At 72.4% G+C, this 24312-nt stretch carries 25 protein-coding genes and 2 pseudogenes; 14 read left to right on the top strand and 13 right to left on the bottom strand.

Annotated elements, in window-relative coordinates; genetic code table 11:
* The 5 genes from AB0A94_RS37300 to AB0A94_RS37280 form a co-directional block, all read right to left on the bottom strand.
* On the bottom strand, positions 1 to 193 hold a 193-nt coding region (locus tag AB0A94_RS37300; protein WP_361751306.1), incomplete at its 3' end, for an ATP-binding cassette domain-containing protein.
* Between the two features lie 113 nt (positions 194 to 306).
* Positions 307 to 696 (bottom strand): DUF1048 domain-containing protein, encoded by a 390-nt coding sequence (locus AB0A94_RS37295; RefSeq protein ID WP_361751304.1) that lies wholly within the window; start codon positions 694 to 696, stop codon positions 307 to 309.
* A 2-nt stretch (positions 697 to 698) separates the two neighbouring features.
* On the bottom strand, positions 699 to 1028 hold the full coding sequence (locus AB0A94_RS37290) for a PadR family transcriptional regulator (RefSeq protein ID WP_361751302.1): 330 nt from the start codon (positions 1026 to 1028) through the stop codon (positions 699 to 701).
* A gap of 623 nt (positions 1029 to 1651) precedes the next feature.
* Complete coding sequence (locus tag AB0A94_RS37285; RefSeq protein ID WP_361751300.1) at positions 1652 to 2590, bottom strand: DeoR/GlpR family DNA-binding transcription regulator; 939 nt, start codon at positions 2588 to 2590, stop codon at positions 1652 to 1654.
* A gap of 110 nt (positions 2591 to 2700) precedes the next feature.
* The gene (locus AB0A94_RS37280) at positions 2701 to 4248 is read right to left on the bottom strand and encodes an NAD(P)H-quinone dehydrogenase (RefSeq protein ID WP_361751298.1); all 1548 of its coding nucleotides are present in this window, start codon (positions 4246 to 4248) and stop codon (positions 2701 to 2703) included.
* Here AB0A94_RS37280 and AB0A94_RS37275 point away from each other — a divergent pair.
* From AB0A94_RS37275 to AB0A94_RS37265, 3 genes are all read left to right on the top strand, one after another.
* On the top strand, positions 4247 to 4687 hold the full coding sequence (locus AB0A94_RS37275; protein WP_361751296.1) for a gamma-glutamylcyclotransferase: 441 nt from the start codon (positions 4247 to 4249) through the stop codon (positions 4685 to 4687). The two genes, AB0A94_RS37280 and AB0A94_RS37275, sit on opposite strands and share 2 nt — an antisense overlap.
* A 91-nt stretch (positions 4688 to 4778) precedes the next feature.
* Entirely contained in the window at positions 4779 to 5603 is an 825-nt protein-coding gene (locus AB0A94_RS37270) for a purine-nucleoside phosphorylase (RefSeq protein ID WP_217131615.1), read from the top strand.
* 87 nt (positions 5604 to 5690) lie between these two features.
* Positions 5691 to 7325 carry a phospho-sugar mutase gene (locus AB0A94_RS37265; RefSeq protein ID WP_361751294.1) on the top strand — a complete coding sequence of 545 codons (1635 nt, stop codon included), beginning with the start codon at positions 5691 to 5693 and terminating at the stop codon, positions 7323 to 7325.
* 482 nt (positions 7326 to 7807) lie between these two features.
* On the opposite strand, the gene AB0A94_RS37260 is transcribed toward AB0A94_RS37265, so the two are convergent.
* Positions 7808 to 8491: a PH domain-containing protein gene (locus AB0A94_RS37260; RefSeq protein WP_361751293.1), complete on the bottom strand. Its 684-nt coding sequence runs from the start codon at positions 8489 to 8491 to the stop codon at positions 7808 to 7810.
* 112 nt (positions 8492 to 8603) lie between these two features.
* Between AB0A94_RS37260 and deoC the strand changes: the two genes are divergently transcribed.
* Genes deoC through AB0A94_RS37245 form a run of 3 tightly spaced genes read left to right on the top strand, consistent with a single transcriptional unit; the run spans position 8604 to position 11885 of the window.
* Positions 8604 to 9557, top strand: a complete 954-nt coding sequence (gene deoC, locus AB0A94_RS37255) for a deoxyribose-phosphate aldolase (RefSeq protein WP_361751308.1) — start codon at positions 8604 to 8606, stop codon at positions 9555 to 9557.
* A gap of 5 nt (positions 9558 to 9562) precedes the next feature.
* Positions 9563 to 10999 carry an aldehyde dehydrogenase family protein gene (locus AB0A94_RS37250; protein WP_361751291.1) on the top strand — a complete coding sequence of 479 codons (1437 nt, stop codon included), beginning with the start codon at positions 9563 to 9565 and terminating at the stop codon, positions 10997 to 10999.
* The gene (locus AB0A94_RS37245) at positions 10992 to 11885 is read left to right on the top strand and encodes an aldehyde dehydrogenase family protein (RefSeq protein ID WP_361751289.1); all 894 of its coding nucleotides are present in this window, start codon (positions 10992 to 10994) and stop codon (positions 11883 to 11885) included. Before AB0A94_RS37250 ends, AB0A94_RS37245 begins: the two co-directional genes overlap by 8 nt.
* Positions 11886 to 11971: 86 nt before the next feature.
* Here the strand turns inward: AB0A94_RS37245 and AB0A94_RS37240 are convergent, their stop codons facing one another.
* Positions 11972 to 12310 (bottom strand): hypothetical protein, encoded by a 339-nt coding sequence (locus AB0A94_RS37240; RefSeq protein WP_361751287.1) that lies wholly within the window; start codon positions 12308 to 12310, stop codon positions 11972 to 11974.
* A 127-nt stretch (positions 12311 to 12437) separates the two neighbouring features.
* Here AB0A94_RS37240 and AB0A94_RS37235 point away from each other — a divergent pair, with 127 nt between their 5' ends.
* Complete coding sequence (locus tag AB0A94_RS37235) at positions 12438 to 13145, top strand: uridine kinase (protein WP_361751285.1); 708 nt, start codon at positions 12438 to 12440, stop codon at positions 13143 to 13145.
* 130 nt (positions 13146 to 13275) lie between these two features.
* Here the strand turns inward: AB0A94_RS37235 and AB0A94_RS37230 are convergent, their stop codons facing one another.
* Entirely contained in the window at positions 13276 to 13821 is a 546-nt protein-coding gene (locus AB0A94_RS37230; RefSeq protein WP_361751283.1) for an MOSC domain-containing protein, read from the bottom strand.
* Positions 13822 to 14335: 514 nt separating this feature from the next.
* Positions 14336 to 15073, bottom strand: a complete 738-nt coding sequence (locus AB0A94_RS37225; protein ID WP_361751281.1) for a SigE family RNA polymerase sigma factor — start codon at positions 15071 to 15073, stop codon at positions 14336 to 14338.
* 243 nt (positions 15074 to 15316) lie between these two features.
* Between AB0A94_RS37225 and afsQ1 the strand changes: the two genes are divergently transcribed.
* From afsQ1 to AB0A94_RS37200, 5 genes are all read left to right on the top strand, one after another.
* Positions 15317 to 15994 carry a two-component system response regulator AfsQ1 gene (gene afsQ1, locus AB0A94_RS37220; protein ID WP_158075115.1) on the top strand — a complete coding sequence of 226 codons (678 nt, stop codon included), beginning with the start codon at positions 15317 to 15319 and terminating at the stop codon, positions 15992 to 15994.
* Complete coding sequence (locus tag AB0A94_RS37215; protein WP_361751279.1) at positions 15991 to 17586, top strand: HAMP domain-containing sensor histidine kinase; 1596 nt, start codon at positions 15991 to 15993, stop codon at positions 17584 to 17586. Before afsQ1 ends, AB0A94_RS37215 begins: the two co-directional genes overlap by 4 nt.
* Positions 17586 to 18209, top strand: coding sequence for a hypothetical protein (locus AB0A94_RS37210; protein WP_361751277.1), 624 nt, complete (start codon positions 17586 to 17588; stop codon positions 18207 to 18209). The genes AB0A94_RS37215 and AB0A94_RS37210 overlap by 1 nt, the downstream gene beginning before the upstream one ends.
* 87 nt (positions 18210 to 18296) lie before the next feature.
* On the top strand, positions 18297 to 18878 hold the full coding sequence (locus AB0A94_RS37205; RefSeq protein WP_361751275.1) for a VanZ family protein: 582 nt from the start codon (positions 18297 to 18299) through the stop codon (positions 18876 to 18878).
* A gap of 59 nt (positions 18879 to 18937) precedes the next feature.
* Positions 18938 to 19138 (top strand): PspC domain-containing protein, encoded by a 201-nt coding sequence (locus AB0A94_RS37200; protein ID WP_361751273.1) that lies wholly within the window; start codon positions 18938 to 18940, stop codon positions 19136 to 19138.
* An 85-nt stretch (positions 19139 to 19223) separates the two neighbouring features.
* Here AB0A94_RS37200 and AB0A94_RS37195 read toward each other — a convergent pair whose 3' ends face one another.
* The 3 genes and pseudogenes from AB0A94_RS37195 to AB0A94_RS37185 form a co-directional block, all read right to left on the bottom strand.
* Positions 19224 to 19571, bottom strand: coding sequence for an ATP-binding protein (locus tag AB0A94_RS37195; RefSeq protein WP_361751271.1), 348 nt, complete (start codon positions 19569 to 19571; stop codon positions 19224 to 19226).
* 138 nt (positions 19572 to 19709) lie between these two features.
* Positions 19710 to 20231, bottom strand: a pseudogene (locus AB0A94_RS37190) (adenosine deaminase); the annotation flags it as partial.
* A 239-nt stretch (positions 20232 to 20470) separates the two neighbouring features.
* Positions 20471 to 20812, bottom strand: a pseudogene (locus AB0A94_RS37185) (adenosine deaminase); the annotation flags it as partial.
* Between the two features lie 113 nt (positions 20813 to 20925).
* Here AB0A94_RS37185 and AB0A94_RS37180 point away from each other — a divergent pair.
* Positions 20926 to 21687, top strand: a complete 762-nt coding sequence (locus AB0A94_RS37180) for an alpha/beta hydrolase (RefSeq protein WP_361751269.1) — start codon at positions 20926 to 20928, stop codon at positions 21685 to 21687.
* Positions 21688 to 21796: 109 nt separating this feature from the next.
* Here the strand turns inward: AB0A94_RS37180 and AB0A94_RS37175 are convergent, their stop codons facing one another.
* On the bottom strand, positions 21797 to 22759 hold the full coding sequence (locus tag AB0A94_RS37175) for a LysR substrate-binding domain-containing protein (protein WP_361751267.1): 963 nt from the start codon (positions 22757 to 22759) through the stop codon (positions 21797 to 21799).
* 64 nt (positions 22760 to 22823) lie between these two features.
* Between AB0A94_RS37175 and AB0A94_RS37170 the strand changes: the two genes are divergently transcribed.
* Complete coding sequence (locus AB0A94_RS37170) at positions 22824 to 24125, top strand: MFS transporter (protein WP_361751265.1); 1302 nt, start codon at positions 22824 to 22826, stop codon at positions 24123 to 24125.
* The last annotated feature ends 187 nt before the right edge of the window (positions 24126 to 24312 follow it).

Genomic DNA, 24312 nt, shown 5'->3' with positions numbered 1-24312 from the left:
GGATCTTCACGGCGGTGGTCTTGCCGGCGCCGTTCGGGCCGAGCAGGGAGAAGATCGTGCCTTCCGGGACGGTGAGGTCGACGCCGTCGAGCACGACCTTGTCGCCGTAGGACTTGCGCAGGCCGACGGCGGAGACAGCGGCCGACGGCGCGCGACCACCCCTGTTGGATGTGGACATGACAGATGAACGCATGAGGCTCTCCCGTTCGAGGCGGGTGACTGGGGGCGGTGGATCGAGGGTGGCCCTTCCGGGGCCGGGCCCGGGCGCGGCGGACGCCGACGACGCCGCGCCCGGCGGGTGCCGATCTAGGCGGTGCCCTCGGGGCCCTCCGGGGCCCCGCCCTCGGCGTGCGCGAGGTCGTCGGTCAGCCGCTTGCGCGCACGGGCGGGCACGTAGCCGCCCTCCGAGTAGTTCCGGGCGAATGCGTCGACGAACTCCCCCGGGTCCTCCCCGACGATCTCGCGGATCGGCGTTCCGTTCACCGCGGCCTGCTCGAACAGGTCGGCGAGGTCTTCGAACATCGCCGCGCTGCTGTCGTCGTCGGTCGGCACGAAGTGCATCAGGTACCGCTCGATCGCCTCGACCGCCGCACGGTACCCCTCGGGAAGCTCCTTGACGCGCGCCTTGTACGCCCGCCAGCGCTTCTTGGGCCCGATCAGCTTCGAGACGAAGCCGCTCTTCTCGGTGTCGGACATGGTCACTCACTCCCTTCGCGGAGCTGCTCCAGTCGTTCCGTGAGGAAGCTCCAGGTCTTCCAGAACTCTTCGAGGTACTCCCGCCCCCGGGCGTTGAGGGAGTGCATCTTGCGCGGCGGCCCCTTCTCGGAGGGAACCTTCTCCACGTCGACCAGACCTCGCTTCTCCAGCCTGAGGAGCAGCGCGTAGACGGTCCCTTCGGCGATGTCGGAGAAACCCTGCTCCCGCAGCCGGGCCGTGATCTCGTAGCCGTAGGCGGGCCGGCCGGACAGGGACGCGAGAATGACGCCTTCCAGCGTGCCCTTGAGCATCTCCGTCTCCAGCTTGGGCATGGAGCGCCTCCTCCCTGCGCTAGTCAGCGCCGTTGAGTACCAGTACACCGTAACGCTGACTACCGGTACTTAGCAAGAAGGAATAGTGAAGGCGTTCGGCTCGGTACCCGCGGCTCCCGCGGCAGACCCGCCGCGCACACACGTCGTCCGGGGATGCGGCATCCCCGTTCTGCGGAGGTCGCCGCATCCCCGGACGGGTCGGGACAGCGGTGGCGGCGGCAGTCGGCGCCGCAGCGCATCCTTCGGCAGCATCTCCCCGGTGGCCATCGGGGCGAACTCGGCGCACTCCGGGACGTCCGGCAGGTCGCCGGCCCCCGGCGCCCCGCGGCCGGTCCAGCGCGGCACAGCGCACGCGCCGACCGCCCTCGCAGTCCGTCGGCAAGCCGTCCTTCACCCGTTCGGCTCGACGAAGGCGGCCGGCCCCGGGAGACGAGGGCCACGGCAGCCGCTCGGCGCGGCACGCCACTCGGCGGCGGCCGTACGAGAAACAGGGCCGGCCACAGCAGCGCGGCACATCCCGCAAAGCGCCGGGCCGCACGACTCCCCGGCCGGCACCGACGCGGAGCCCCGTACGCGCCGGGGCGGCGGGCGCCCCGCAAGGCACCGTCCGCCCAAGGCGTGCGTCAGCGCCTCCGCAGGTCCGCCACCCGCGCCCGCTCGGCCCCCTGGGCCGACTCGGCCGCCCCCAGTCCCACAGCCGCACGCAGCCCGGGGCTCTGCCGCCGCGGCCCGGGGAGAGGAACGTCCCGGCGCTGGCGCCCCGCCGGACTCCCCTCGCCCCCCGCCCCCGCGACAGTGATCTGCACACCCTGGTCGGCCAGCGCCTGCAACTCGGTCGACGCCCGCTCGTCGTGCCCGGCCGGCTCGTCCGTCACCAGCCGGGTGATCAGATCCGTGGGCACCGTCTGGAACATCGTGTCCGTCCCGAGTTTGGTGTGGTCCGCGAGGACCACCACCTCCGCCGCGGCCTGCACCAGCGCCCGGTCGACCGACGCCGACAGCATGTTGGACGTGGACAGCCCGCGCTCGGCGGTGAGGCCGCTTCCGGAGAGGAACGCCCGGGACACCCGTAACCCCTGCAGGGACTGCTCGGCACCACTGCCCACGAGGGCGTAGTTCGAGCCGCGGAGCGTACCGCCGGTCATCACCACCTCCACCCGGTTGGCGTGGGCCAACGCCTGGGCGACCAGCAGGGAGTTGGTGACGACCGTCAGGCCGGGCACCCGGGCCAGCCGACGGGCCAGCTCCTGCGTGGTGGTACCCGCGCCGACCACGATCGCCTCGCCCTCTTCCACGAGGTTCGCGGCGAGGTCGGCGATGGCGGTCTTCTCGGCGGTCGCGAGATGGGACTTCTGCGGGAAACCGGACTCTCGCGTGAAACCGCCCGGCAGTACCGCACCGCCGTGCCGGCGGTCGAGGAGTCCTTCTGCCTCCAGCGCGCGCACGTCCCGCCGTACGGTCACTTCGGAGGTCTGGACGACGCGGGCGAGCTCACGGAGCGACACGGCTCCGTTCGCTCGCACCATTTCGAGGATCAATTGGCGACGTTCTGCAGCGAACACGAAACTGACAGTAACGCCGACGACCGTCTGCTTTCAGCAGTTTGCGCTGAATAGCAGAAGTTGTTCGCACGGCCCTCCGGCAAGTGGTATGGGGCCGCCACTTCCCTCCGTCAGGCCTCCGCGCCCGACTTCCGCGTGTGCAACTGCCGTGCCACCTCGGCGATCGAGCCCGACAGCGAGGGATAGACCGTGAAGGCGTTCGCGATCTGTTCCACCGTCAGATTGTTGTCGACCGCGATCGAGATGGGGTGGATGAGTTCCGAGGCGCGCGGCGCGACGACCACGCCGCCCACCACGATGCCGGTGCCCGGACGGCAGAAGATCTTGACGAAGCCGTCGCGGATGCCCTGCATCTTCGCGCGCGGGTTGCGCAGCAGCGGCAGCTTCACCACGCGGGCGTCGATCTTGCCGGCGTCGACGTCGGCCTGGGAGTAGCCGACGGTGGCGATCTCGGGGTCGGTGAAGACGTTCGACGAGACCGTCTTCAGGTTCAGCGGGGCCACCGCGTCGCCCAGGAAGTGGTACATGGCGATCCGGCCCTGCATCGCCGCCACCGAGGCGAGCGCGAAGACGCCGGTGACGTCACCGGCGGCGTAGACGCCGGGAGCCGTGGTCCGGGAGACCTTGTCGGTCCAGATGTGGCCGGACTCGCGCAGCCGGACCCCGGCCTCCTCCAGGCCCATGCCCTCGGAGTTCGGGATGGCGCCCACGGCCATCAGGCAGTGCGACCCGGTGATGACGCGGCCGTCGGCGAGCGTCACCTCCACCCGGTCGCCGACCCGCTTCGCGGACTGGGCCCGCGAACGCGCCATGACGTTCATGCCGCGGCGGCGGAAGACGTCCTCCAGCACGGCGGCCGCGTCCGGGTCCTCGCCCGGCAGCACCCGGTCGCGCGAGGACACGAGCGTCACCTTCGACCCGAGCGCCTGGTAGGCGCCGGCGAACTCGGCGCCCGTGACGCCCGATCCGACCACGATGAGCTCCTCGGGGAGCTCGTTCAGGTCGTACACCTGGGTCCAGTTCAGGATCCGCTCGCCGTCGGGGCGGGCGTCCGGCAGCTCGCGCGGGTGCCCGCCGGTCGCGATCAGCACGGCGTCCGCGGTGAGCGTCTCCTCGGTCCCGTCCGCGGCGCGGACGACAACCTTCCGCGACCCGTCGAGCGCCTGCATGCCCTCCAGCCGGCCCCGCCCGCGCAGCACCCGCGCGCCGGCCCGGGTCACCGAGGCGGTGATGTCGTGCGACTGGGCCAGTGCGAGCCGCTTCACACGCCGGTTTACCTTGCCCAGGTCCACCCCCACCACCCGGGCGGCCTGCTCCATGGGCGGGGTGTCGTCGGCGACGATGATGCCCAGCTCCTCGTACGAGGAGTCGAAGGTGGTCATCACCTCGGCCGTGGCGATCAGGGTCTTGGACGGCACGCAGTCGGTGAGCACCGACGCCCCGCCCAGGCCGTCGCAGTCGACGACGGTCACCTCCGCGCCGAGCTGTGCGGCGACCAGCGCCGCTTCGTATCCGCCGGGTCCGCCACCGATGATCACGATCCGAGTCACGTACTCCATTGTCCCGCACACCTCACCGTGCGACCGCCCGGGGGCCTCGGCCGTGGCCCCCCTGTTACCGGAGTGGCGCCGGTTCCGGCTGCCGTACCCTTCCCCCATGTCGCTCTACGCCGCGTACGCCGGCAATCTCGACGCGCGGCTGATGTCCCGCCGCGCCCCGCACTCGCCGCTGCGTGCCACCGGCTGGCTGAACGGGTGGCGGCTGACGTTCGGGGGCGAGCACATGGGCTGGGAGGGCGCGCTGGCCACGCTGGTCGAGGACCCGATCTCGGCGGTCTTCGTCGCCCTCTACGACATCGCCCCGATGGACGAGGAGTCCATGGACCGCTGGGAGGGCGCGGGCGGCCTGGACCTCTACCGCCGCACCCGGGTGCGCGTGCACACCCTGGACGGCGAGGAGCGGGCCTGGGCCTACGTCCTCAACAGTTACGAGGGCGGCCTCCCATCGGCCCGCTACCTGGGCGAGATCGCCGACGCGGCCGAGTCCGCGGGCGCACCCCACGACTACGTGATGGAACTCCGCAAGCGTCCCTGCTGACGCCTCCTCGCGGGAAACGACAAGACAACGATCGCCAACCCGTCAGCGCAGACATCTACGCGCGTAGGCGAATACCGGCTACCCTCTTCGCGTGAACGCTTCTCTTCTTCCGGACGACATCCAGGGCGACCCGTACGCCGCAGCCGACGCCGCCGCCGCGCGCCTGCGCGAACTCACCGGCGCCGAGACCCACGACGTCGCCCTCGTGATGGGCTCCGGCTGGGCCCCGGCCGTGGACGCCCTCGGCACGCCCGAGGCCGAGTTCCCGGTCACCGAACTGCCCGGCTTCCCGCCGCCGGCGGTCGAGGGCCACGGCGGCAAGATCCGCTCGTACGCCATCGGTGCGAAGCGGGCCCTGGTCTTCCTGGGCCGTACGCACTACTACGAGGGACGCGGGGTCGCGGCCGTCGCCCACGGTGTCCGCACGGCCGTGGCCGCGGGGGCGAAGACGATCGTCCTGACCAACGGCTGCGGGGGTCTGCGCGCGGGCATGCGCCCCGGTCAGCCGGTTCTGATCAGCGACCACATCAACCTCACGGCGACCTCCCCGATCGTCGGCGCGAACTTCGTCGACCTCACGGACCTGTACTCGCCGCGGCTGCGGGCGCTGTGCAAGGAGATCGACCCGACCCTGGAGGAGGGCGTCTACGCGCAGTTCCCCGGGCCGCACTACGAGACTCCGGCGGAGATCCGGATGGCCCGGGTGATCGGGGCGGACCTGGTGGGCATGTCGACGGTCCTCGAGGCGATCGCCGCGCGGGAGGCGGGGGCGGAGGTGCTGGGGATCTCCCTGGTCACCAACCTGGCCGCGGGGATGACGGGCGAGCCGCTCAACCACGAGGAGGTCCTCCAGGCGGGCCGCGACTCCGCCACGCGGATGGGGTCGCTGCTGGCGCAGGTGCTCGGACGCCTGTGAGACGCGGCGCCGTCACCGTTTCGCGCGGTGCCGGCGCCACAGGCATGCAACCCTGACAGTCGACGAACTCAGAGAGGCCGACCGACCGTGCAAGACGACGCCCTCATCGCACAGGCCCAGGCGTGGCTCGCCGAGGACCCCGACCCGGACACCCGCGAGGAACTCGCCCGCCTCATCGACACCGGCGACCACACCGAGATCGCCGCCCGCTTCGGCGGCACCCTCCAGTTCGGCACCGCCGGCCTCCGGGGCGAGCTCGGCGCCGGCCCGATGCGCATGAACCGCTCCGTCGTCATCCGCGCGGCCGCCGGCCTCGCCGCGTACCTGAGGAAGCACGGCCACACCGACGGCCTGGTCGTCATCGGCTACGACGCCCGCCACAAGTCCCGCGACTTCGCCGAGGACACCGCCGCCGTCATGACCGGCGCGGGGCTGCGCGCGGCCGTCCTGAACCGCCCCCTCCCCACCCCCGTCCTCGCCTTCGCCATACGGCACCTCGGCGCCGTCGCCGGGGTGGAGGTCACCGCCAGCCACAACCCGCCCCGCGACAACGGCTACAAGGTGTACCTCGGCGACGGCTCCCAGATCGTCCCCCCGGCCGACACGGAGATCGCCGCCGAGATCGAGGCCGTGGCGTCCCTCACCACGGTCCCCCGCCCCACCGAAGGCTGGGAGACCCTCGACGACACCGTCCTGGACGCCTACCTGGCCCGCACGGACGCGGTCCTGTCCAAGGACTCCCCCCGCACCGCCCGCGCCGTCTACACGGCGATGCACGGCGTCGGCAAGGACGTCCTCCTCGCCGCCTTCGCACGGGCCGGGTTCCCGGAGCCCGTCCTCGTCACCGAGCAGGCCGACCCCGACCCGGAGTTTCCGACCGTCGCGTTCCCCAACCCGGAGGAGCCCGGCGCGATGGACCTGGCCTTCGCGAAGGCCCGCGACACCGACCCCGACCTGGTCATCGCCAACGACCCCGACGCCGACCGCTGCGCCGCGGCCGTCAAGGACGGCGCGGACTGGCGCATGCTGCGCGGCGACGAGGTCGGCGCGCTGCTCGCCGCCCACCTGGTCCGCCGCGGAGCGACCGGCACGTTCGCGGAGTCGATCGTCTCGTCGAGCCTCCTCGGCCGCATCGCCGAGAAGGCCGGCCTCCGCCACACCGAGACCCTCACCGGCTTCAAGTGGATCGCCCGCGCCGAGGGCCTGCGCTACGGCTACGAGGAGGCCCTCGGCTACTGCGTCGACCCCGACGGCGTACGCGACAAGGACGGCATCACCGCGGCGCTGCTGATCACGGAGCTGGCGTCCACCCTCAAGGAGGAGGGCCGCACCCTCCTCGACCTGCTCGACGACCTCGCCGTCGAGCACGGCCTGCACGTCACCGACCAGCTCTCGGTCCGCGTCGAGGACCTCTCCGTCATCGCCGGCGCGATGCGCCGTCTGCGCGAGCGGCCCCCGACCCGCCTCGCGGACCTGCCGATCACCAGCGCCGAGGACCTCACCCGGGGCACGGCCGACCTCCCGCCCACCGACGGCCTGCGCTACACCCTCGACGGCGCCCGCGTCATCGTCCGCCCCAGCGGCACGGAGCCGAAGCTGAAGTGCTACCTGGAGGTGGTCGTCCCGGTCGGCACGCACGCCGACCTCCCGGCGGCGCGGGCCCGCGCGGCCGGACTGCTGGCGGCGCTGAAGCGCGACTTCGCCGCCGCGGCCGGTATCTGAGAGCCGCACGAAAGAACGGCACGAGCGCACGCCTCGGTGTACGCCGGGGTGTGCGCCGGTTCACGGGGAGTTGGGCTGCCGCCCGCACCTCGGCTGCCCGCACAGCCACCCCGCGTCGCACCCTGGAAGAGCGCGGACGCGCTCCTTGCCCCCCTTGGACGCATCCGCCCGGTGTCCCGCGCCCCCTGCTTCCGGCAGGCGGGATGCCGCGTCGGGGCCTGACACGGGGTCGGCTCCCCGCCCCCGGGGCACCCCTCCCCGCCCGCCCAGGACGCCACCATCGCCCAGGACGCCGCCATCGCCTCGGACGCGGCCTGCGGGCCCGCCGCCGCGGCCACCACCGCCTGCACCCTGACCTTCGCCCTCGCCCCCGGCACGGCCCCGGCCGACGACGCGCCGGCCGGCGCCTTCCGGGCACAGGACAGCGGTCACCACCCGCCCGGCGCCCTCACCGAAGCCCGAGCCCGTCCCGCGCCCCGCGCTCACCCGACGGAGAACAGGACCGCCAGCAGCACCGCCCCCGCGGCGGCGGGCGCCACGATCTCGTAGGCCCACCGCACGGTCACCTCGCCCTGCGCGGCCTCGGCACCCTGCCGCTGTTCGTGCAGCTCACGCATCTCGTCCATGGCCCGGTCGCTCTCGTGCCGCCGGGGCCCCTCGGCAGGGCCCTCCGCACCACGGCCGCCGCGGCCGCCACCGTCCCCGAGCGCGGCCCGCGCCGTGGCCCGCGCCTCCTGCCGGTGCGCCTTGCTGCGGGCCCGCAGCGACACCGGAAGGGCCCACAGCTGGTACTTCGCGCCGGACTCGGCGAAGACCTCGTTGGTGAAACCGGACCGCAGCGAGGCGACCTGTCCCCAGGGCAGCACGATCACGCGGAACGGGTTGCGGACGCGCAGCCGGTCGTCGTTCACGTACACGGCGGGGCGCAGGGTGTAGGCGACGACCAGCGGTACGAGGAAGAGCATCGCGGCGAGGGCCAGCCAGGGGGTGCGGCCCTCGCCGGCGAACACCGCGTCGACGCCGAGCCATCCGATGACGGCGAGCAGCAGCACACCGCCGACGATGCCCGCGAGCGAGCGGTAGATGCGGTCCTTGTACTGGGGTGCCGCAGACCCGGTCGGCTTCGTGGGCTCCGGGTCGGGCGACTGGTGCTCGGGGGACGTCATGCTCCCGATTCTGCACGACGCCTCCGGGGACGTCGTACGCGGTGGAAGCCGCATGCGGTCCCGCACGGGGCTGTACAGCCGCTACGCGCGTAGATATGCTCGTCTGGTGACCATGCCCACCACTGCACCACACGCTCTCAGCGACGTCACCGCGTCCGACGGCACGCTGCGCCGCTTCCTCCACGGGCTGCCCGGCGTCGACGCGGTCGGCCTGGAGGCGCGCGCCGCCTCCCTCGGCACCCGTTCGATCAAGACGACCGCGAAGGCGTACGCCATCGACCTCGCCATCTCGATGGTCGACCTGACGACGCTGGAAGGCGCGGACACCCCGGGCAAGGTCCGGGCGCTCGGCGCGAAGGCGGTCCGCCCCGACCCGACCGACCGCACCACGCCCGCCACGGCCGCGGTCTGCGTCTACCCCGACATGGTGGCCACGGCGAAGGAGGCCGTCGCCGGCTCCGGCGTCAAGGTCGCCTCCGTCGCCACCGCCTTCCCGGCCGGCCGCGCCCCGATCGCGGTGAAGCTGGCGGACGTCCGCGAGGCCGTCGCCGCCGGTGCGGACGAGATCGACATGGTCATCGACCGCGGGGCGTTCCTCGCGGGGAACTACCTGAAGGTGTACGACGAGATCACCGCCGTGAAGGAGGCCTGCGGGACGAACGTCCGCCTGAAGGTCATCTTCGAGACCGGCGAGCTGTCGACGTACGACAACATCCGCCGCGCCAGCTGGCTCGGCATGCTGGCCGGCGCGGACTTCATCAAGACCTCGACCGGCAAGGTCGCCGTCAACGCGACCCCCGCGAACACCCTCCTCATGCTGGAGGCGGTCCGCGACTTCCGCGCCCAGACCGGCGTCCAGGTCGGCGTGAAGCCGGCCGGCGGCATCCGCACGACGAAGGACGCCGTCAAGTTCCTGGTCCTGGTCAACGAGACCGCGGGCGAGGACTGGCTGGACAACCACTGGTTCCGCTTCGGCGCCTCCTCGCTGCTGAACGACCTGCTGATGCAGCGCCAGAAGCTGGCCACCGGCCGCTACTCCGGCCCCGACTACGTGACGGTGGACTGATCACCATGGCACCCGTTTTCGAGTACGCACCGGCGCCCGAGTCCCGCTCGGTCGTCGACATCGCCCCGTCGTACGGCCTGTTCATCGACGGCGAGTTCACCGAGGCCGCCGACGGCAAGGTCTTCAAGACCGTCTCCCCCTCCACCGAGGAGGTCCTCTCCGAGGTCGCCGAGGCCGGTGAGGCGGACGTCGACCGCGCGGTGAAGGCCGCCCGCAAGGCCTTCGAGAAGTGGTCGGCGCTGCCGGGCTCCGAGCGCGCGAAGTACCTCTTCCGCATCGCCCGCATCGTTCAGGAGCGCAGCCGCGAGCTCGCCGTCCTCGAGACCCTCGACAACGGCAAGCCGATCAAGGAGACCCGCGACGCGGACCTCCCCCTGGTCGCCGCGCACTTCTTCTACTACGCGGGCTGGGCCGACAAGCTCGACCACGCCGGCTACGGCGCGAACCCGCGGCCGCTGGGCGTCGCGGGCCAGGTCATCCCCTGGAACTTCCCGCTCCTGATGCTGGCGTGGAAGATCGCCCCCGCGCTCGCGACCGGCAACACGGTGGTCCTGAAGCCCGCCGAGACGACCCCCCTCTCCGCGCTCTTCTTCGCGGACATCTGCCGTCAGGCCGGGCTCCCCAAGGGCGTCGTCAACATCGTCACCGGCGACGGCCGCACCGGCGCCGCGCTGATCGCCCACCCCGACGTGAACAAGGTCGCCTTCACGGGCTCGACCGCCGTCGGCAAGGAGATCGCGCGCACGGTCGCGGGCACCCGCAAGAAGCTGACCCTCGAACTGGGCGGCAAGGGCGCCAACATCGTCTTCGACGACGCCCCGATCGACCAGGCCGTCGAGGGCATCGTCAACGGCGTCTTCTTCAACCAGGGCCAGGTCTGCTGCGCGGGCTCCCGCCTGCTGGTCCAGGAGTCGATCCACGACGAGCTCCTCGACTCCCTCAAGCGCCGCCTGTCCACGCTCCGCCTCGGCGACCCGCTGGACAAGAACACCGACATCGGCGCGATCAACTCCGCCGAGCAGCTGGCCCGGATCACCGCGCTGGCCGACCAGGGCGAGGCGGAGGGCGCCGAGCGCTGGTCCCCGGCCTGCGAACTCCCGGAGAACGGCTACTGGTTCGCCCCGACGCTCTTCACGAACGTCACCCAGGCGCACACGGTCGCCCGCGACGAGATCTTCGGCCCGGTCCTGTCCGTCCTCACCTTCCGCACGCCGGACGAGGCGGTCGCCAAGGCCAACAACACCCCGTACGGCCTGTCGGCGGGCATCTGGACGGAGAAGGGTTCGCGCATCCTGGCGGTCGCGAGCAAGCTCCGCGCGGGCGTCGTCTGGTCCAACACGTTCAACAAGTTCGACCCGACCTCGCCGTTCGGCGGCTACAAGGAGTCGGGCTTCGGCCGCGAGGGCGGCCGCCACGGCCTGGAGGCGTACCTCGATGTCTGATCAGAACCGCCTGAGCGTCTTCAAGACCTACAAGCTGTACGTCGGCGGGAAGTTCCCGCGTTCCGAGAGCGGCCGGGTGTACGAGGTGACCGACTCGAAGGGCAAGTGGCTGGCGAACGCCCCGCTCTCCTCCCGCAAGGACGCCCGTGACGCGGTGGTCGCCGCGCGCAAGGCGTTCGGCGGCTGGTCCGGTGCGACGGCGTACAACCGCGGCCAGATCCTGTACCGGATCGCGGAGATGCTCGAAGGCCGCCGTGACCAGTACGTCGCGGAGGTCGCCGACGCCGAGGGCCTGTCGAAGTCGAAGGCGGCGGCGCAGGTCGACGCGGCGATCGACCGCTGGGTCTGGTACGCGGGCTGGACCGACAAGATCGCCCAGGTGGTCGGCGGCGGCAACCCGGTCGCGGGCCCGTTCTTCAACCTCTCCTCCCCCGAACCGACGGGCGTGGTCGCCGTACTGGCCCCCCAGGAGTCGTCCTTCCTGGGCCTGGTCTCGGTGGTCGCCCCGGTCATCGCCACCGGCAACACGGCGGTCGTGGTGGCGTCGGAGAAGTCCCCCCTCCCGGCCCTCTCCCTCGGCGAGGTGCTGGCCACCTCCGACCTCCCCGGTGGCGTGGTCAACGTCCTCTCCGGCCGTACGGCGGAGATCGCCGCCCCGCTCGCCGCGCACCAGGACGTCAACGCGATCGACCTCGCGGGCGCCGACGAGGCGCTGGCGAAGGAGCTGGAGATCGCGGCCGCGGACAACCTCAAGCGCGTCCTGCGTCCACAGCCTGTGGACGACTGGTCGGCGACCCCCGGCACCGACCGCATGACGGCGTTCCTGGAGACCAAGACGGTCTGGCACCCGACGGGTTCCCTGGGCGCGTCCGGCTCCGCCTACTGAGCGACGCCCTCCCGGCCCGAGCGCCGTGCCCCTCCCCCGTCCGGGAGGGGCACGGCGCTCCGCCGTACCCCTCCACGCCCGCCCGGTCAGCTACGCAGCACCTCCGTCGCCTGACCGGCCACCGGAACACTGCCCACCGACCGCGCCTGGGCGATCGGCCCCGTCACCTCCCGCGAGTCCACCGGCTGGAAGTCGGCGACCTGCGTGCCGACGCCGTTGTCGAGCGGGTCGACGCCCGTGCCGGCGAGCGGGTTGGGCTTGAGGTCCGCGACCGTGCCCACGGCCTGGCCGGCGTCGTCCGTCAGCGAGTCGGAGTCCGCGGCCGCCGCCGTCGCCGCGCCGGCCCCGAGCACCACCGAGGCGGTCGCGAGAACGGCCAGGGCGCGTCGGGCGGTCGGCGTCTTGGGTGCCTTGTGTCGGGCCATCGCTCTGCCACCTGTCGCCTTCGCTGGGTGATCGGGTCGACGCGCAGCGTAGTGGAGGTGTGACGCGCGCTTCAAAGCCGTACCTCGGGGCGTACGCCGCGCGGGCGATGCCTCAGACTGGTGTCCCGTGAGTTCCCAGTCGCCCATATCCGCGCGAGTCGTGCTGCTCTGCGGCCCCTCCGGCTCCGGCAAGTCCCTCATCGCGGCCCGTTCCGGCCTTCCCGTGCTGCGCCTCGACGACTTCTACAAGGAGGGCGACGACCCGACCCTCCCCCTCGTGGCGGGCAGCACGGACATCGACTGGGACCACCCCGGCTCCTGGGACGCGGACACCGCCGTCGCCGCGATCGAGCGGCTGTGCCGCACGCGTCGTACGCCGGTTCCCGTCTACGACATCTCGCTGAGCGCCCGTACGGGCGAGACGGCCGTCGACATCGGCGGGACCCCGCTGTTCATCGCCGAGGGCATCTTCGCCGCGGAGATCGTCGAGCGCTGCCGCGAACTCGGCCTGCTGGCCGACGCGCTGTGCCTGAACCGCGGGCCGGTGCGGACGTTCCGGCGGCGGTTCCTGCGGGACCTGAAGGAGGGCCGCAAGTCGGTGCCGTTCCTGCTGCGCCGCGGCTGGCGGCTGATGCGGCTGGAACGGACGATCGTGGCCCGTCAGATGGCGCTGGGCGCGTACGCCTGCGACCGGGACGAGGCGCTGGGCCGCCTCGCGAGGGCGGCGGTCGCCGGGCGTACGGCGACGGGTACGAGCACGCCGGCCCAGCACGTCTCTTCGACGGGGCGACCGGTCGATCGGATGCGTCCGTCCGGTGAGCGATCACCGATGTGACGGGGAGGCGGATCGCGCCGCCGATGCCGGCCGGTCCGGTCCGCGGGCGGCGACGGGCCGTCGACGGCACCTGGGAGGGATCCTCGCCGCCGTCCTCATCCGGGCACACCGATGACCGCGGAACAAGGACCTAGACCCGTTCCAGCGGGTGGTGGGGAAGGGGCGGGGGCTCCACCCGGACGGAATCGTCGGGGCGGACGGTCCCTCCACGGCGGACCACAGCCATGACGCCGCACTTGAAGACGAACTCGCCGGACACGGGGTCCAGGGCGAAGACCTCACCGAGCAGCCCCTTGCGGAAGTCGTTGATCTTCGAGCACGGGTTGCGCAGTCCCGTCACCTCGAGCACCGCCTGCTCCCCGAGATGAAGCAGAGCGCCGGTGGGCAGGCCCAACAGGTCCACACCGCGCGTGGTGATGTTCTCGCCGAGCTGGCCCGCAGAGACCTCGAAGCCCTTGAGCGCGAGTTCGTCGAAGAGTTCCTCGTGCATCAGGTGGACCTGGCGCAGGTTGGGCAGGTCCGGCTCGTAGGTCATACGGAACTGGTGGCGGATCGTCTCACCCGCGTGAACGTCTCCTTCCACTCCGAGCCCCGCGAGCAGCGTGATGGAATCGTGGTTGGGCTTGCTGAACGAGTAGACCTCGTTACGACTCACCGCGGTGATCTGACCAGGCATCGTGCCCCCTGTTGTCGTTCTGCGACCGGTCGATCCTAGAGGCGGTGCGACCGGTCCCGTGAGGGAGACGTGCGGTGAGCGGACCTTGTCGGGCGGACGCGTCGGAGTCCGGCACCTGACCGGCACCGCCTCGTCACCGAACGCCGAGGAAACAGCCCCTGGCGGAGCGCCGCGGCCACCGCGCCCGTACGGAGCGCATACGAAAGGCGGGACTGGGCGGGCCCCCCGGCCCTCCAGTCCCGCTGTTTCGCACTCCCCCGTGATCCCCCGTGCCCCCGTGTTCCCCCCGGAGATGCCCGGATCCCTCTTGGTCCCCCGGATCCGCAGAGGTCCCCCGTGACCCCCTTGTGCTCCCCCTCCAGTCCCCCTCCGGTCCCCCTCCTGTCACGGCGACGCCCCCCGACGTCCCCGCTGTTCCCCCGTTCGCCACGGCGACGTCCCCCGACATCCCCGCGGTCCCACCGGGTTCTCCGGAATCCCCCCGGATCCCAGATCCCCCGTTTCCCCCGGACCTTCAGGCGACGAGCTCCCCGAAGGCGTTCTCCTCGTCACGGCCGAAGCTGAGGACCTCGTCCTCGCGCAGCCGGCGGAGCGACCGCCAGATGCTGGACTTCACCGTGCCGACACTGATGCCGAGGATGTCCGCGATCTCCGGGTCCGTGCGGCCCTCGTAGTAGCGCAGGACCAGCATGGTGCGCTGGAGCTCGGGCAGCCGGGCCAGCGCCTGCCACAGCACGGCGCGCAGCTCGGTGCCGCGCATCGCGTCCGTGTCGCCGGCCGTCTCCGGCAGTTCCTCGGTCGGGTACTCGTTCAGCTTGCGGCGGCGCCACGCGCTGATGTGCAGGTTGGTCATGGTGCGGCGGAGGTATCCGCCGACCGCCGCCTTGTCGCTGATCCGGTCCCACGCCCGGTAGGTCGAGAACAGCGCGCTCTGCAGCAGGTCCTCGGCCTCGAAGCGGTCGCCGGTCAGGTGGTAGGCGGTGGCGTACAGGGAGGCGCGGCGCTCCTGGACGTAGGCGGTGAACTCCGCCTCCGACAGCGAGCGGCGCTCCCCCGGGCCCTCCCCGTACGCGTTCCCCCCGTTCGTGTCCCCCGTGGGCGCGTCAACCACCGTCATGATCGTGGTGTGCTGACGCCCGGTGCCGCGGGCGCACCCCCGCATGCCCGCCGCACCGGACTTCTCGGAACCCCGGTGCACGTCGTGCAGACGCGTGATCACTGCGCTGGTGCTGGTGCCGTGCAGCGTGTTCATCTCGCGCCCCCCGTCGTGGACTTCCGGTGTTCTGTCCTGCTGTTGTGCTTGTGCCGAAAAGCTTGCCCGGGGACCTTCATCGCCGTGTCCGCCGACTGTCACAGGCGTGTCACAGAGGCCGGTCGCGGTGGGCGCACAGGTTCTCCACAGGTGTCCGTGCACGTAGCGGCACGTATGCGGGCTCAATGGGCATCTGTCGTCCACGGGTCGAACAGGGGGCCCTCCATGGGCCAGAATGAGCCCGTGCCTTCCCTGTTGCTGATCGAGGACGACGACGCCATCCGCACGGCCCTGGAGCTCTCACTGACGCGCCAGGGTCACCGGGTGGCGACCGCTGCCAGCGGTGAGGACGGTCTGAAGCTGCTGCGTGAGCAGCGGCCGGATCTGATCGTGCTGGACGTGATGCTGCCCGGCATCGACGGGTTCGAGGTGTGCCGGCGCATCCGGCGCACGGACCAGTTGCCGATCATCCTGCTGACCGCGCGCAACGACGACATCGACGTGGTGGTCGGGCTGGAGTCCGGCGCCGACGACTACGTCGTCAAACCGGTGCAGGGCCGGGTGCTGGACGCCCGGATCCGGGCGGTGCTGCGGCGCGGGGAGCGGGAGTCCACCGACTCGGCGACCTTCGGCAGCCTGGTCATCGACCGTTCGGCGATGACGGTGACGAAGAACGGCGAGGACCTCCAGCTGACGCCGACCGAGCTGCGGCTGCTGCTCGAGCTGAGCCGGCGGCCGGGTCAGGCGCTGTCCCGGCAGCAGTTGCTGCGGCTGGTGTGGGAGCACGACTACCTGGGCGACTCGCGTCTGGTGGACGCGTGTGTCCAGCGGCTGCGCGCCAAGGTCGAGGACGTGCCGTCGTCCCCGACCCTGATCCGTACCGTGCGCGGTGTCGGCTACCGGCTGGATCCGCCTCAGTGACACAGGAGCACGACGGGGAGACCCGCGGCTGGTCCGCGGCGCGCAAGGGAGTCTGGTCACGGCTGCGGTTCACCAGCCTGCGGCTGCGGCTGGTCGTGGTGTTCGGGCTGGTCGCGCTCACCGCCGCGGTGTCCGCGTCCGGCATCGCGTACTGGCTCAACCGCGAGTCGGTGCTGACCCGTACCCAGGACGCGGTGCTGCGCGACTTCGAGCAGGAGATGCGGAACCGGGCGGGCGCGCTGCCCGAGCGTCCGACGCAGGACGAACTGCAGCGCACCGCCGGGCAGATGGCGAACAGCAGCCAGCGCTTCACCGTGCTGCTGGTCGCCGAGAACCCCGACGGGCGGACCGTGTACGGCAGTTCGGGCGGGCTGAACGGCTTCTCGCTGCAGGACGTGCCGGTCTCGCTGCGCGAGGCGGTGACCGAGCGGCAGAAGATCACGTCGAACAACAAGTACCCGCACCGTCTGTACTGGCAGCGGATCGTCGACGGCGACACCCCGTACCTGGTGGCGGGGGTGCGGGTGATCGGCGGCGGGCCGACCGGCTACATGCTGAAGTCGCTGGAGCCGGAGGCCAAGGACCTCAACTCGCTGGCCTGGTCGCTGGGGATCGCCACCGGGTTGGCGCTGATAGGCGCCGCGCTGCTCGCGCACGCGGCGGCCACGACGGTGCTGAAGCCGGTGCAGCGGCTCGGGGTGGCCGCGCGGCGGCTCGGCGAGGGGAAGCTGGACACCCGGCTCAGGGTGTCGGGCACCGATGAACTGGCGGACCTGTCGAGGACGTTCAACAAGGCGGCCGAGGCGCTGGAGAAGCGGGTGGCGGACATGGCGGGGCGCGACGAGGCGTCCCGGCGGTTCGTGGCGGACATGAGCCACGAGCTGCGTACGCCGCTGACCGCGATCACGGCGGTGACCGAGGTCCTGGAGGAGGAGCTGGATTCCGAGGGCGGCGGCATCGACCCGATGATCGAGCCCGCGGTACGGCTGGTGGTGAGCGAGACCCGGCGGCTGAACGACCTGGTGGAGAACCTGATGGAGGTGACCCGCTTCGACGCGGGCACCGCCCGGCTGGTCCTCGATGACGTCGACATGTCCGACCAGATCACCGCCTGCATCGACGCGCGCGCCTGGCTGGACGCGGTCGAGCTGGACGCCGAGCGCGGCATCCACGCCCGGATCGACCCGCGCCGGCTGGACGTGATCCTGGCGAACCTGATCGGGAACGCGCTCAAGCACGGCGGGTCGCCGGTGCGGGTCTCGGTGCGGGAGGACGGTGCGGAGGGCGCCGGGGACGGGGGCACGGTGGTCATCGAGGTGCGGGACCACGGTCCCGGCATCCCGGAGGAGGTCCTGCCGCACGTCTTCGACCGCTTCTACAAGGCGAGCGCCTCACGGCCGCGTTCCGAGGGCAGTGGCCTGGGGCTGTCCATCGCGCTGGAGAACGCCCACATCCACGGCGGCGAGATCACCGCGGCCAACTCCCCCGAGGGCGGCGCCGTGTTCACCCTGCGGCTGCCGCGGGACGTGTCCGCGCGGAGCGCTTCGGAGAAGGACGGCGGGACCGGGGACGAGGGCGCTGAGGGGGCCTGATGAACGTACGACGGACTGCCGTGCGCCGTGTGCCGGTGCTGCTGGCCGCGGGAGCGCTCGGGGTGCTGCTCGCCGGGTGCGGGATACGGGCCACGGAGGTGCCGACCGACTTCGGTCCCGCGCCGTCGCGGGTGAGCTGCTCACCGGCCGGGCAGGGGGCGTCGGCGCAGGCGGAGCGGGGACTGCCGGTGCGGGTGTTCCTGCTGTGCGGGTCGTCGCTGGTGGCCGTGGACCGGACGGTGCGGGTGCCGGACGGGGCGGCGGACTCGCGGCGCGTGCTGGTGGCGCAGGGGCTGCTGGACGAGTTGTCGCAGGAGCCGTCGGCCGCCGAGCAGCAGGCCGGGTACAGCACGCGGGTACGGAGCGGGACGACCGTGAGCGGTCCGCGGCCCGGCGATCCGGAGGACACGCTGCGGCTGAGCACCGCGCCCGGGAGCCTCACCTCCGCCGGGCTCGCGCAGATCGTGTGCACCTTCTCCGACTCGGCGGCGGCCGAGGGCGACGGCTCGGTGATCCTGGGCGGCCCCGACGACGCCCGGCCGCGCCGCTACGCGTGCACGGACGAGGTCCGGTCCCGTCCGGACGACGAGGAACCGCCGTCCTCGGAGGTCACCGGCGGGTGACCCCCCCCCCCGCTGTGGCGCATGCCTCATCCGGTGAACGGGTGACGTCCCGGAACCGATCGTGCCGGAGGCCGCGTCTAGGGGGTCGTGCAGCGTCAAGGCCTCACCGGCGGCTCCGCCGCGACCCGTATCCGTGTGACAGGGGGTCTCCTCCTGGCCGCGTATCTCGCGTTCGTCGCCTGGTACACGCTGCGCCCCCTGGACGTCCCCTGGGTGATGCCCGCCAATCTGCGGCCGCTGGACGGCATCCGGGGCGACTTCGCGCTGGGCTGGGCGACGGGGGTGCGCCGGGTCTGCGAGGGGCTGGCGCTGCTCGCGCCGCTGGGGGTGCTGCTGCCGATGGCCGGGGGCCGGCTGACCGTCTCGCGGCTGGGTTCGCTGATCCGCACCATGGCGGCGACCGCGCTGGTGTCGCTGGCCGTCGAGATGTTGCAGACGGCGGTGCCGGGCCAGGTCGTGGACGTCGACTCGCTGCTGCTCAACACGGCGGGCGCGGCGCTCGCGCATGTGGCGGTGGTGCCGGCGGGCCGCGCCCGGCTGCACCGCCGGGCGGTACGGCGGTCCGGCACGGCCCTCCTCGCGGAGGAGCCGGCTCAGGGGAGGACCCCGACGATTCCCAGGGTCGGGATCGCCCCGTGGAGCGACGCTTTGCCCCCTTCGTCTCCGTAGCGTGGAGTGTACGGAGGCAGCCGTCCGGGAGGCCTCGTACCGCTCACGAAGGAGTCGCGATGAGCCGCCTCGCCCGCCCCACCAACGACCGCATGATCGGCGGAGTGTGCGCCGCGCTGGCCCGGCGCTTCGGCACCTCGGCGACCACGATGCGGGTGATCTTCCTGCTGTCGTGTCTGCTTCCGGGGCCGCAGTTCCTGCTGTACGCGGCGCTGTGGATCCTGCTGCCGTCGGAGGACAAGGCCCGCGCGGCCTGGTGACTCCGCGGCGGTCCCCCCGCGCGCACGCCGATGGGGCGCACCCGGAACCGGGTGCGCCCCATCGGTACGTGTCCGCCTGGTGAGGTCAGGCGCCGACCGGCAACCCGTTGAGGGCGAGGCCCTGGGTGGGCAGCTCCTGCAGCGGCAGGCCGCCGAGGAGACCGGTGGCCGGGGCCTCCGGGCTCGCCTGCTCGACGACCGGCTGCACGGTCGCCGCGCCGGTGCCGGCCAGCTCCTGACCCGTCGCCAGCACCTTCTCCGAGCCGGGCAGCGTGGCGGTCAGCTTCTCCGCCGGTACGGCCTGGCTGACGGTGTCCAGCGCCGGAGCGGCGTCCGGGACGGCCGGGGCCGCGTTGGCGGCGCCGGCACCGGCGGCGGCGAAGGCGGCACCCAGCACGGCGACACCGAGGGTCTTGGCAGCAGACTGCTTCATGTAAATGCGTCCTCGAAATGGGATACGGGGAGTGAGCGGTGCTGAGACCGTAAACACGGGGCCCCTCCCGCCGCAAACATCGAAATACGGACGACTTGTGAACTCCGACCGTGTCCGTGTTTCCCGCGGACGCCGCCCTCAGCCTTCCTTTGCCGGAGAACCGCTGGTGGAAGCCGTCTGGCGGAACAGCCATTCGGATTTCAGCTCGGCGTAGCCGGGCTTGATGACGTCATTGATCACGGCCAGCCGTTCATCGAAAGGGATGAAGGCGGACTTCATGGCATTGACGAAAACCATTGGAGGTCGTCGAGCGTGTAACCGAATGCGTCGACCAGGTGCTCGAATTCCCGGCTGACGGTGGTGTGGGACATCAGGCGGTTGTCGGTGCTCACCGTGACCCGGAAGTGCAGCCGGCGCAGCAGGCCGATGGGATGCTCGGCGTACGAGGCGGCGGCCCCGGTCTGGAGCTCGGGCAGAGTTCCAGCGGGACGCGCTTGTCCCGGACGCAGGAGGCCAGCCGGCCGAGCTCGACCGTGCCGCCGTCGCGGACCCGGATGTCGTCGATGATGCGCACCCCGTGCCCCAGCCGGTCGGCGCCGCACCACTGCGGGGCCGCCAGTCGGCAGCCCCGGATCCGGTCTCGCCGGCGTGGATGGTGAATCGACATCCTCCCCTGACCGGAGCCAAGGGATTCCAGCCCTTGCGGACCGAGGTTCACGGGCACTCGAACCCTTGCGGGCCGTCACCCCTCCGGCGTGTCCCGCCGCGACGCGAGCAGATGCTCAACGATGCACCTGCCCTGTCATCGCCAAGCGCACATGCAACACTACCGTCCGTATCGACAGTGCGCCCAACCCCCTGGCAGTGGACGTCGCCCGTTCCCGCCAGGCGGGAAAACCGTGCTGCTCGGGCGCGTAACGCACCTCGGCGTAGACGACACCGTCCTCGGCGAGGTCCTCGGCGGCGACCCGGACGAGGGCGTCGCGGGTCTGCATGACGCCGACGGTGTGCGAGAACGCCTCCAGGTACCGCTCCAGGGAGCCGGAGTCGGCCGCGTCCCTGAACCACAGGCCGAGCTTGTCGGGGTCGGTCCCGGGGAGCCGGCGGTACCCGTTCTCGCGGGCCAGTTCGACGACGGTGCCGGGGCGCGGCCCGCCGTCGAGGTGATCGTGCAACAGGACCTTGGGCGCCCGGCGGATCCGCTCCGGCGTCGGGGTGTTCGCGCTGGTCCGGCTCGCCATTTCCGCACTCCAACTCCTACGCGCGTAGATCGCCTGGTGGGCGAAGGCGTCGATACGCAACGGTGACCGCACGGCCGGGTGGAGTACACCCGCGCTTCTGAGAATGTTCTGTCATGGCACAGGAAGCGACGCCGGTTCGCACGGCCCGGCTGGGGAGGGCGCTCGGCCCGGAGCCGACAGCGGTGAGCGGAGTGGTGCTGCTGCTCCCCGGCGGCGAGGAGGTGTCCGGCCGCAGACCGTCCGCCGTGCTGGCGGCCGCCTCCGTGCGCGCCTTGGGGCGCCGCCTCACCCGAGCGGGCCGGGACCGGGATCTCGCCGCCCATGTCGTCCACTACCGCTACCGGGGCTGGAACGGCAGCGAGGCGCATCTCGCGCGCGACGCCGCGTGGGCCGCCGGCGAGGCCGTACGGCGCTACGGGGACGTCCCCGTCTGCCTCGCCGGGATCGGCATGGGCGGCAGGGCCGCGCTCCGCGCGGGGGGCCACGAGGCCGTCAACTCCGTGCTGGCGCTGGCCCCCTGGCTGCCGGACGAGGACGTGGCGGCACCACCCGAACCGGTGAAACAGCTCGCCGGGCGGCGGGTGCTGATCGTGCACGGCACGAACGACGCGCGGAGCGATCCCGAGTTGTCGTTCCGGCTGGCGGCGCGGGCGAAGAAGGCGAACCGGGAGGTGTGCCGGTTCGAAGTGCATTCGGACGGGCACGGGTTGAGCCAGTACCGGGACGAAGTGCTGGCGCTGGCCGAGGACTTCGTGATGGGGGCGCTGTTCGGGCGGGCGTTCTCGCGGCCCGTGCAGGACGCCTTGGCCGCGCCTCCGCCGTTGGGGTTGCGGATGCCGCTCGCGGCGGGGTTCGGCAGGTCGCTGCGGCGGTAGCGCCCTCGGGGTTCGTGTCGTGTCGCGACCGCGGGCCGTCGGTGGCCGGCCGCGCCCGCGCGGCGGAGCCGCGGATCGACACGGCCCCGCGCCCCTGGGTGTGCCGCCCCTAGGCCGGCAGCAGCGTGCCCCTCTTGCCGAGCAGGAACTTCTTGAAGGCGGCCACCGGGGGTGTGTCCGGGCGGCCCGCCAGCCAGGCCACACCGATCTCCCTCGCCGCCCTGGGGGCCGTGACCGTCAGTTCCACCACTCCGGGGCGGGGGAAGGCCGGTGGGGGGAGGAGGGCCACGCCCAGGCCCGCCGCCACCAGGCCGCGCAGGGTCTCGGCCTCCTCGCCCTCGAAGGCGATGCGGGGTTTGAAGCCGGCCTGCGCGCAGAGGTCGTCGGTGATGCGGCGCAGGCCGTAGCCGGGTTCCAGGGTCACGAAGGTCTCGTCGGCGGCCTCGGCGAGACGGATGCGGCGGCGGCCGGCGAGGCGGTGGTCGACGGGGACGACCAGGCGCAGCTTCTGCTCGTCGAGGCGACGGGCGACGAGGTCGGGGGCGTCGGGCACCGGGGAGGTCAGGCACAGGTCGAGTTCGCCCGCGCGGAGGCGTTCCAGCATCGCCTCGCCGTAGTTCTGGACCAGGCTGAAGCGGATGCGCGGGTGGTCGGCGCGGAAGGCGTGCAGCAGGCCGGGTACGGTCTCGGCGCCCATGGTGTGCAGGAAGCCGAAGGCGACCTTGCCGGTGGCGGGGTCGGCGTCGGCGCGCACCTCGTCGGCGGCGCGCTCGATCTCGGCGAGGGCGCGTTCGACGGAGGTGAGGAAGGTGCGGCCGGCCGGGGTGAGGGAGACGGTGCGGCCGCGGCGGGCGAACAGTTCGACGCCCAGGTCCTGTTCGAGGCGGACCATCGCCCGGGAGAGGGTGGACTGCGGCACCTGCATCTCCTGGGCGGCCCGGGTGACGTGCTCGGTACGGGCGACGCCGGCGAAGTGGGCGAGGCGGGGTGCGAGCAGCCTCGACATGTCTTCCGTGTCTCGTGTGTCACTGGTCCGTGACAGCCGACTCCGTGACCTCTGCTCATGCACCATGGGAACGATTATGACGATTCCGTGCATTGGACGGATGAGCGGGGGCGTACGTAGCTTCGAGGGCATGACTCCCGCCAGTACCGGGGCGTCCACCAGCGTGGGCGCCGTCGCATCCGTTCCTTCGCCTTCTCCGACCCGGCCCGTCACCGCGGCCGTCCCCGAGTCCCGGATGTCCCCGGGCGGGCCCGGTTACCGCCGGATGAGTCTCGCCCTGTTCCTCGCGGGCGTCGCGACCTTCGCGCTGCTGTACTCCACCCAGGCCCTGCTGCCGCTGATCTCCGGCGACCTCGCGGTGAGCGCGGGGGACGCGAGCTGGACGGTGGCGGCGGCCACCGGCGGCCTGGCCCTGTTCGTGCTGCCGATGAGCGCGCTGTCGGAGCGTTACGGACGGCGTACGGTCATGACGGCCTCCCTGGCCGTCGCGGTGACCCTGGGACTGCTGGTGCCGTTCGCGCCGTCACTGGGCGCGCTGGTGGCGCTGCGCGCGCTGCAGGGGGCGGCGCTGGCCGGGCTGCCGGCGTCGGCGACCGCGTATCTCGCGGAGGAGGTCACGCCGAAGGCGCTGGTGACCGCGATCGGGCTGTTCGTGGCCGGCAACAGCGTCGGCGGGATGAGCGGCCGGGTGATCACCGGCTGGGTGGCGCAGGAGTGGGGCTGGCGGGTCGCCGTCGGGGTGATCGGCGTGGTCGCGGTGGCGTGCGCGGTGGCGTTCCGGCTGCTGCTGCCGGCGCCGAGGCACTTCCGGGCGGGCTCGCTGCGGCCGGGTGTGCTGGTGCGGACCGTCCGGGAGCACCTCGCCAACCCGCTGCTGCGGCGGCTGTACGCGATCGGCGCGCTGTTCATGACGGTGTTCGGCGGTGTCTACACGGTCATCGGCTACCGGCTGACCGAGGCGCCGTTCTCGCTGCCGCAGGGCATCGTGGGCTCGATCTTCCTGGTGTACCTGGTGGGTACGGTCTCGGCGTCGGCGGCGGGGCGGCTGGTGGGCCGGCTGGGCCGCCGGGGCGCGCTGTACGCGGGCGGCGGGACGACCGCGGCGGGGCTGCTGCTGTCGCTGGCCGGGTCGCTGCCGGTGGTGCTGCTGGGGCTGGTGCTGATCACGGCGGGCTTCTTCGCGGGGCACGCGGTGGCGTCGTCGGCGGTCGGGAAGACGGCGACGGTGGGGCGGGCGCAGGCGTCGGCCCTGTACCAGTCCGCGTACTACGTCGGGTCCAGTGCGGGGAGCACGGTGGGGGCGCTCGCGTTCCACGCGGGGGGCTGGGGCGGGACGGTGGCGGTCGGGCTGGTCGCGGTGGCCGGGGTCGCGGCGATCACCCTGGCCGGGACGCGGGCGGCGGCGCGGGCTGCCGTGGCCCGGCCGGCCTGAGTTCTGCCGCTCCCGCCGCCCTTTCCCGTCCCGTCCCGGGGCTCCGCCCCGGGACCCCGTTCCTCAAACGCCGGACGGGCTGAGAACAGCCCGTCCGGCGTTTGAGGACGAGGCCCGTTCAGGGCCGTGCCCCTGTAGGCCCCTGGGATGGTCATCCGCCGGTACGCCCCCGGCCATGAAGCGTCCA

Source organism: Streptomyces sp. NPDC044984 (genome assembly GCF_040646935.1).
Classification (GTDB): Bacteria; Actinomycetota; Actinomycetes; order Streptomycetales; family Streptomycetaceae; genus Streptomyces.
This window is presented reverse-complemented; position numbering and strand designations above follow the sequence as displayed.

What these genes read in the sequence shown, in the direction of transcription:
- AB0A94_RS37280 (WP_361751298.1), bottom strand. Translation starts at nt 4,248, where the DNA reads ATGGGGGAAGGGTACGGCAGCCGGAACCGGCGCCACTCCGGTAACAGG.
- AB0A94_RS37230 (WP_361751283.1), bottom strand. Translation starts at nt 13,821, where the DNA reads ATGCCTGGTCAGATCACCGCGGTGAGTCGTAACGAGGTCTACTCGTTC.
- AB0A94_RS37290 (WP_361751302.1), bottom strand. Translation starts at nt 1,028, where the DNA reads ATGCCCAAGCTGGAGACGGAGATGCTCAAGGGCACGCTGGAAGGCGTC.
- AB0A94_RS37260 (WP_361751293.1), bottom strand. Translation starts at nt 8,491, where the DNA reads ATGACGTCCCCCGAGCACCAGTCGCCCGACCCGGAGCCCACGAAGCCG.
- AB0A94_RS37275 (WP_361751296.1), top strand. Translation starts at nt 4,247, where the DNA reads ATGTCGCTCTACGCCGCGTACGCCGGCAATCTCGACGCGCGGCTGATG.
- AB0A94_RS37200 (WP_361751273.1), top strand. Translation starts at nt 18,938, where the DNA reads ATGAGCCGCCTCGCCCGCCCCACCAACGACCGCATGATCGGCGGAGTG.
- AB0A94_RS37245 (WP_361751289.1), top strand. Translation starts at nt 10,992, where the DNA reads ATGTCTGATCAGAACCGCCTGAGCGTCTTCAAGACCTACAAGCTGTAC.
- AB0A94_RS37180 (WP_361751269.1), top strand. Translation starts at nt 20,926, where the DNA reads ATGGCACAGGAAGCGACGCCGGTTCGCACGGCCCGGCTGGGGAGGGCG.
- AB0A94_RS37225 (WP_361751281.1), bottom strand. Translation starts at nt 15,073, where the DNA reads ATGAACACGCTGCACGGCACCAGCACCAGCGCAGTGATCACGCGTCTG.
- AB0A94_RS37170 (WP_361751265.1), top strand. Translation starts at nt 22,824, where the DNA reads ATGACTCCCGCCAGTACCGGGGCGTCCACCAGCGTGGGCGCCGTCGCA.
- AB0A94_RS37195 (WP_361751271.1), bottom strand. Translation starts at nt 19,571, where the DNA reads ATGAAGCAGTCTGCTGCCAAGACCCTCGGTGTCGCCGTGCTGGGTGCC.
- AB0A94_RS37240 (WP_361751287.1), bottom strand. Translation starts at nt 12,310, where the DNA reads ATGGCCCGACACAAGGCACCCAAGACGCCGACCGCCCGACGCGCCCTG.
- AB0A94_RS37295 (WP_361751304.1), bottom strand. Translation starts at nt 696, where the DNA reads ATGTCCGACACCGAGAAGAGCGGCTTCGTCTCGAAGCTGATCGGGCCC.
- AB0A94_RS37175 (WP_361751267.1), bottom strand. Translation starts at nt 22,759, where the DNA reads ATGGTGCATGAGCAGAGGTCACGGAGTCGGCTGTCACGGACCAGTGAC.
- AB0A94_RS37250 (WP_361751291.1), top strand. Translation starts at nt 9,563, where the DNA reads ATGGCACCCGTTTTCGAGTACGCACCGGCGCCCGAGTCCCGCTCGGTC.
- AB0A94_RS37210 (WP_361751277.1), top strand. Translation starts at nt 17,586, where the DNA reads ATGAACGTACGACGGACTGCCGTGCGCCGTGTGCCGGTGCTGCTGGCC.
- deoC (WP_361751308.1), top strand. Translation starts at nt 8,604, where the DNA reads ATGCCCACCACTGCACCACACGCTCTCAGCGACGTCACCGCGTCCGAC.